Origin of the sequence: Vibrio sp. MarTm2 (assembly GCF_027587055.1) — a bacterium.
Taxonomy (GTDB): Bacteria; Pseudomonadota; Gammaproteobacteria; order Enterobacterales; family Vibrionaceae; genus Vibrio; species Vibrio sinaloensis_D.
The window spans coordinates 191545-198334 of sequence record NZ_JAPPTK010000007.1; the positions used below are offsets into that span (position 1 = coordinate 191545).

Here is a 6790-nt window from a genome sequence, read left to right on the forward strand (position 1 = left end):
CAATAGTGGTTTAGGAAAGAGCAGATGGATCAGCTTAGCTATGTGGTGATGACGATATTGCCAGTGTTTCTGGTTATCGGTGTTGGCTATGTTGCCTTTAAACGAGAAATCATCCCCCACAATGGCCATAAAAGCTTAGCGGCGTTTGTGTTCAATTTTGGCTTGCCAGCGGCGATTTTCAGTGCGCTAAGCAGTAAGCCACTTGAACAGATTTGGAATACCGATTACGTCATCGCCTATACCTTGGGCTCGTTGTTGGCGTTCGGATTAGTAGCAGCGATTGCGCTGCTTAAGTTGAAAAAATCGCATTCTCACGCCGTGATTTTGGGCTTAGGCGGGAGCTTTTCCAACAGTTTATTGATTGGCTTTCCAATCATCTATTTTCTGTTTGGTACCCAAGCGTTAATTCCATTTTCGCTTACGCTGGTGGTCGAAAATCTGATCATGTTGCCGTTGCTATTAACCTTGGCGGACATGTCGAGCCGAGAAAGCAAAGGCAGTCTGAAAAAAACGGTTTTAGAGACAACGAAAAATTTGGCGAAGAATCCAATCGTGATTTCGATTGTGCTCGGCATGCTCTGTTCGGGGCTGAACTGGCAAACGCCAGAAACGGCAACGCGCATTATCGATATTTTGGCTAGCACGGTGACGGGTGTTGCGCTTTTCACCATTGGTGGCGGCTTGGTAGGGGTGAAGCTATCGGGCATGAAACAAGAGATCAGCTTGGTGATGTTGGCCAAGTTGGTACTGCATCCAGTGATTGTGATGCTGTGTTTAATTGGTTGGTTTGAACTTGATCCAACCATGAGTGCAGTCGCGGTGATTTTGGCCAGTATGCCGATGTTTGGTGTGTATGCCGTCATCGGACAAAGGTACAACCTGGGAAGTATGTGCGCGGCGGTATTACTACCGACCACTCTGTTAGCGATGGTGACCGTGAGTGTTATGACCACCTTCGCGCTGACACTATTTCAATAAGATCAGTAATTTGGAAGATCAAAACAATAACGAAGCATTGTGCGAGCAACGTATTAAACAATGCACTAGGTAAAAGGAAATTAAGAATGGGTAAACTCTGTATCGCGGCTAAAATTACGCACGTCCCGACCATGATCATGTCAGAGCAACCAGGCCGTTTATTCGGTTGCCGCCAAGCTGCTATTGATGGTCACAAAGAAATTGCCAAAATGGCAAAAGAGATGGACGTAGACACTATCATCGTCTTGGACACCCACTGGTTGGTGAATGCGGGTTATCACATCAACTCAAACGACTCGTTTTCGGGCAACTACACCAGTCACGAGTTTCCACACTTCATCCAAAACCTCGAATATCAATACCGTGGCAACCGCGCGCTCGGTGATTTGATTGCAGATAAGGCGACGGAAAAGGGCGTGTTTACCCTTTCTCACCAAGTGGATTCACTTGATCTGGAATACGGCACGTTAGTTCCAATGCGTTTTATGAACCAAGATAACCATTTTAATGTTGTGTCGGTTTCGGCTTGGTGTACGGTTCACAACATTGAATCGTCTCGTATTCTTGGTGAAGCGATTCGCGAAGCGGTAGAACAAAGCGACAGCCGAGTAATGCTGCTTGCCTCTGGTTCGTTGTCGCACCGTATTTGGGACAACGATGAATACGAAGCAAACAACGGTACGTTTACGATTTCAAAAGAGTTTAACCGCCAAGTTGATTTGCGAGTGCTCGAGCTGTGGCGCAATCGTGATTACACAACATTCCTAGAAATGCTCCCAGACTATGCAGCGCTGTGTTCTGGTGAAGGTGGTATGCACGACACCGCAATGTTGTTCGGTGCATTAGGCTGGGATCAATACCAAGGCGAAAGCACGGTGATCACCGAGTACTTCCCAAGCTCGGGTACCGGCCAGGTTAACGTTGTGTTTGAGGTTACGGAGTAAGACATGAACTTAAATTACCCAGAGCTGTTTCAGCAGCGCTGCTATATCGACGGTCAGTGGGTTGCTGAAAGTGGTCAAACTCAAGCGGTTACGAATCCATCTACTGGTAAAGTGATTGGTGAAATTCCCGTTTTTGGAGAGCAGCAGGCGAAAGAGTGTATTATTGCCGCACAAGCCGCATTTGAGCTATGGAAGAAGACCACAGCAGACCACAGAGCGGATGTATTGCGCAAATGGTGCGAGTTAATGATGGGCAATATCGATGACTTAGCGGCGATTTTAACTCTGGAGCAGGGTAAACCCTTTACCGAAGCGAAAGGTGAAATTACTTATGCGGCGAGTTTTGTCCAGTGGTACAGCGAAGAAGCGCGTCGTGCGTATGGTGAGATCATCCCAAGCCACCGCGAAAACGGCAAAATTGTAGTCACTAAAGAGCCAATTGGTGTGGTCGCCGCGATTACACCGTGGAACTTCCCTGCGGCGATGATCACGCGTAAAGCGGCGCCGGCTTTTGCGGCAGGTTGTTCGATGGTACTAAAGCCAGCACAAGAAACGCCGTTTACCGCGTTGGCATTGGCCAAGCTAGCGGAAGATGCCGGACTGCCAAAAGGCTTGTTCAACGTGATCACGGGTGATTCACGTGCGATCGGCGGTGTGTTTACCAGCGATAAGCGTGTGCGTAAAGTCTCGTTCACGGGCTCAACCAATGTCGGCAAAATCCTAATGAACCAATCTGCTTCAACCATCAAGAAATTGGCGTTGGAGTTGGGCGGCAATGCGCCGTTTATCGTGTTTGAAGACGCCGATATTGACGCTGCGGTAGAAGGCGCAATGATCGCCAAGTTCCGCAATGCGGGCCAGACTTGTGTCTGTGCTAACCGCCTGTTTGTCCATGATGCGGTGTACGATGAGTTTGCTGAAAAGCTGGCCAACAGAGTGAAACAACTCAAAGTTGGAGATGGCTTTGCTGATGGCGTTGCGATTGGCCCTCTGATTAACAGCAGTTCGGTTGCAAAAGTACAAGAGCATGTTGACGATGCGGTTGCAAAAGGCGCAAAAGTACTCTGTGGCGGATTACTTAATGATGAGCAACTGTTTGTCGCACCTTATGTGTTAACCGACATGAGTGACGACATGCTGGTCGCAGAGGAAGAGACGTTTGGTCCGGTTGCGCCGCTGTTTAGGTTTAAAGACGAGGCGGAAGTGCTTGAACGCGCGAACGATACCGAGTCTGGCTTAGCAGGCTACTTCTACACTCGCTCACTTGGTCGTGCTTGGCGTGTCGCAGATGCGCTAGAAGTCGGTATGGTTGGGATCAACGAAGGGTTGATTTCGACAGCGGCTGCACCGTTTGGCGGGATTAAAGAGTCTGGCCTAGGGCGAGAAGGTTCTCGTCATGGTATGGACGAGTACATGGAAATGAAGTACATGTTGATGGGGGGCTTGGACAGCTGATCCTCCCCATATCCTTGAGAATGCCAAAAGAGATAACGACTTAGTCGCTATCTCTTTTTTTGTTGATTCGAAAGTCAGACGCGGTTTCTCCTACCTGTTTTTTGAAAAAGCGCGCAAAGTATGCAGGGTCTTGATAGCCGAGTTCGTAAGCCACTTGGGAAACGGGCATCGGTGTAAGCAGCAGCAAGCGTCTGGCTTCCTGCATCACACGTTCAGCGACTAAACGCTTAGACGATAAGCCACTGATCTTACGGCAGATGTCATTAAGCCTCGCGGTCGTTAATCCCAACTGATCTGCATACTCTGGCAGCGTCAGGTGTTGCTTGTAATTGACTTCTATCATCTGGTTAAAGCGGTTAAAGATAGCGACATCAGCACTGCGAAACATAGTAGATACAGGTTGAGTGTTGGCATGGCGCATCACATCGATCAGCACCAGTTGCAATAGTGCTTGATTGGCGACATCGCTCATAAACTCGGTGTTGTCTTGCTCGCTCAACAACATCTCCAATAACGACACTAACTTAGACGGATCCTTCAAACAGGTACAAAACGGCTGCAACGCGGTTGAAGCAACATCGTTTCGACCAATTTCAATATCAAGTAAACGCCAAACCAGCGGTTGACTCGCTGTTATTACATAACCGTTGGCGTAGTCATCAGTGACAAAAGAGTGCGGTACGGTCGGTGGGGTAAAAAACAGCGTCGTACCTGTTTCCGAGTAGTGCGCTTGGTCGAGCAATACGTGCGTTGTTCCTTCAAGAATAATATGAAGTTGATAGTAACGATCGTGATAATGGGTGGGCATGTTACGACCAAAAAACAGTGCCAGACTGTCGAGTCGTTCAATATGAAAGTCACTATCGTCATAGCGCGAATCGTAGACTTTTCCGATATCCAAGTTAGGTATTGCCACTTGCTCCATGTGTGCTTTCCTTGGTTATTATTCTGCCTTGAACTCAAGCATATCAAATAATAGTTAATATGTTATCTATGTCTGCGAAAAGTACAAGCAAACACAGGTAACATCCATTTAACATCACATCGAGTGTGGCAATAATGAACCTACATCCCAATGAGAACAACAACAGGGTTTACGTCAAAAGGAATCGATGATGAAACAGCACAATCCTCTACTTGAAAAGTTAAACGCCATCTTGCCAACCATTGCAAAGAACGCACAACAGGCTGAACAAGACCGCACTCCACCTGAAGAAAACATCCGTCTACTACGCGAAATCGGCTTTTTCCGCGCGTTCCAACCAAAAGCTTACGGTGGTTTGGAAATCTCTCTACCTGAATTTACTGATTGCGTGGCAGCGCTGGCTGGTGCGTGTGGCGGTACAGCATGGGGCGCGAGTTTGTTAGCGACTCACAGCCACCAAATGGCGATGTTCTCTAAGCAAGCTCAAGAAGAGTTCTGGGGCAGCAATCCAGAAGCAACAGCGAGTTCAAGCATTGCGCCATTTGGTAAAATCGAAGAAACCGAAGGTGGTGTTATCATCAACGGTGACATGCGTTGGAGTAGTGGTTGTGACCATGCAGACTGGGCGATTTTAGGTTTTAACCGCTTTGATGACGCGGGCAACAAAATCTACTGTTTCGGTGTCGTTCCACGCCACGAATACAAGATCGTTGATGACTGGTATGCCGCGGGCATGAAATCAAGCGGGACGAAAACGCTTGTATTGGACAATGTATTTATCCCTGAGCACCGCATCGAAACGGCAAAAGGCATGATGGAAGGCCACTCTGCGGGCTTCGATTTGTATCCTGACAGCGACATTTTCTACACACCTTACCGTCCTTACTTTGCTTGTGGCTTCGCAGCTATCAGCTTAGGCATCGCTGAGCGTATGCTGGTGGTCTTTGCTGAGAAGCAGAAAAATCGCGTTCGTGCTTACACGGGTTCTAATGTCGGTGTAGCAACACCTGCACTCATGCGTCTGGCTGAATCGACTCACCAAGTTGCGGCAGCACGCGCATTGCTTGAGAAAACATGGAACGATCACAAAGAACACGGTGAACGTAAAGAATACCCAGACGCCGAAACGCTCACTTACTGGCGTACGAACCAAGCTTACGCCGTGAAAATGTGTATCGCTGCTGTCGACCGCTTATTTGAAGCGATGGGTGGTATGGCTTGGTTTAGCGATAACGAAGGCCAACGTTTGTTTCGCGATTCGCACATGACGGGCGCCCACGCTTACACGGATTACGATGTTTGTGCACAGATTCTAGGCCGACAACTGATGGGACTAGAACCTGATCCAACAATGGTTTAGTCAGTAGAATCTATTTTTGCCAGCTCTGTCGTCAGGTAGAGTTGGCTACTCAGAACCAGTCCCTGCGTCCTCTTTAAAACCTCTCAATATCTTTGTTTTGCACCATCAATTTTGGACGCCGAGCTAAGTGACTTTGCCATACCCGGAGTTATTCATACTATGCTAAATTAGAAAAAACACTGGCACGTTTTTGTCCAACTTCGAGCTTGCTAGTGAGGCTAGCTCATTTATGCCTCTTTTCTGTTTAGATTTATTACTCATAACATTTCTGAATAATCCCCTTTGAACAAATATTGCTAATGCCTATAAAATGCAACTAACCACATAAAGGATGGTCCGCCTCACTCCCCAGCTGGCCTCAAATGAACCATGATGTAGGTGCGAACAAACATCAAACAGAATGAGGCGAACCGTGACTAATCATAACGTAGAATTTCCCGTTGCGGCGCTAGGAGTTGATTTAGCAAAAAATAGCTTTCCACTTTATGGCGTTGATAGCAATGGCGTAACAATACTTAGAAAGAAATTAGCTAGGAAAAAGTTAACCCAACAATGAACTCTTCCCAATCCATGGTCTGCTTGTAATTGTGGCTATATACAATTAGTTCTGACGTAAATGTTACGCTTTTCTTACCAGTAAATTCATGCCATGCCTTGTGAAAGGTTTGGTTACTGCCAGTTCTCACTTCATTGAATGTTTCATACGTCCTATGCAGTGTATTTATTAAAAGTAGTAGGTGACAATACGCAAAACATGATCTTGATAGATTAGTGAAAAAGTGCTTTGGCGTATTCGGTAATTACTGATTTTAAGAGTAGGATCTCTTGGTAGCCTTCCAACTCAGGAGAGCAATAAAAAGAGAGTGGAATTCTCAGTGAGTTAGCCACCTCTACCACTGGCAACTCTTTCAAGACTCCTTTTGAAACCAGTGGCTCGGCGATAGTTTGATTGAGTATCGCCCAACCATCGTCTCGAAGCAGTTCTAGTAGTACCTCATTGTTACTAATCAACCTTAAATCCGTCGAGATTGAGAACAGTTCAGAGTTACTGTTGTGATGGCTTTCACTGATGTACTGAGTTTCCATCTCCAGCTCATCGAGATGAACGCTACTGAGCTTGGCTAAGGT

General features: G+C 47.0%; 5 protein-coding genes and 1 pseudogene. 4 read left to right on the plus strand and 2 right to left on the minus strand.

The genetic code is table 11. The annotated features are described in order from the left end of the window. The first annotated feature begins 24 nt into the window (after positions 1–24). From OH458_RS14895 to OH458_RS14905, 3 genes are all read left to right on the plus strand, one after another. A complete protein-coding gene (locus OH458_RS14895) occupies positions 25–978 on the plus strand; it encodes an AEC family transporter (RefSeq protein WP_269978891.1) in 954 nt (317 codons plus the stop codon). An 86-nt stretch (positions 979–1064) separates the two neighbouring features. After that, entirely contained in the window at positions 1065–1922 is an 858-nt protein-coding gene (gene hpaD / locus OH458_RS14900; protein ID WP_269978892.1) for a 3,4-dihydroxyphenylacetate 2,3-dioxygenase, read from the plus strand. Positions 1923–1925: 3 nt separating this feature from the next. Then, on the plus strand, positions 1926–3377 hold the full coding sequence (locus OH458_RS14905) for an NAD-dependent succinate-semialdehyde dehydrogenase (protein ID WP_269978893.1): 1452 nt from the start codon (positions 1926–1928) through the stop codon (positions 3375–3377). A gap of 40 nt (positions 3378–3417) precedes the next feature. Here the strand turns inward: OH458_RS14905 and hpaA are convergent, their stop codons facing one another. After that, positions 3418–4302 carry a 4-hydroxyphenylacetate catabolism regulatory protein HpaA gene (gene hpaA / locus OH458_RS14910; protein ID WP_269978894.1) on the minus strand — a complete coding sequence of 295 codons (885 nt, stop codon included), beginning with the start codon at positions 4300–4302 and terminating at the stop codon, positions 3418–3420. Between the two features lie 187 nt (positions 4303–4489). On the opposite strand from hpaA, the gene OH458_RS14915 reads away from it, so the two are divergent. After that, complete coding sequence (locus OH458_RS14915; RefSeq protein ID WP_333482673.1) at positions 4490–5662, plus strand: p-hydroxyphenylacetate 3-hydroxylase oxygenase component; 1173 nt, start codon at positions 4490–4492, stop codon at positions 5660–5662. A 768-nt stretch (positions 5663–6430) separates the two neighbouring features. Here the strand turns inward: OH458_RS14915 and OH458_RS14920 are convergent. Further along, positions 6431–6790, minus strand: a pseudogene (locus OH458_RS14920) (LysR family transcriptional regulator); the annotation flags it as partial.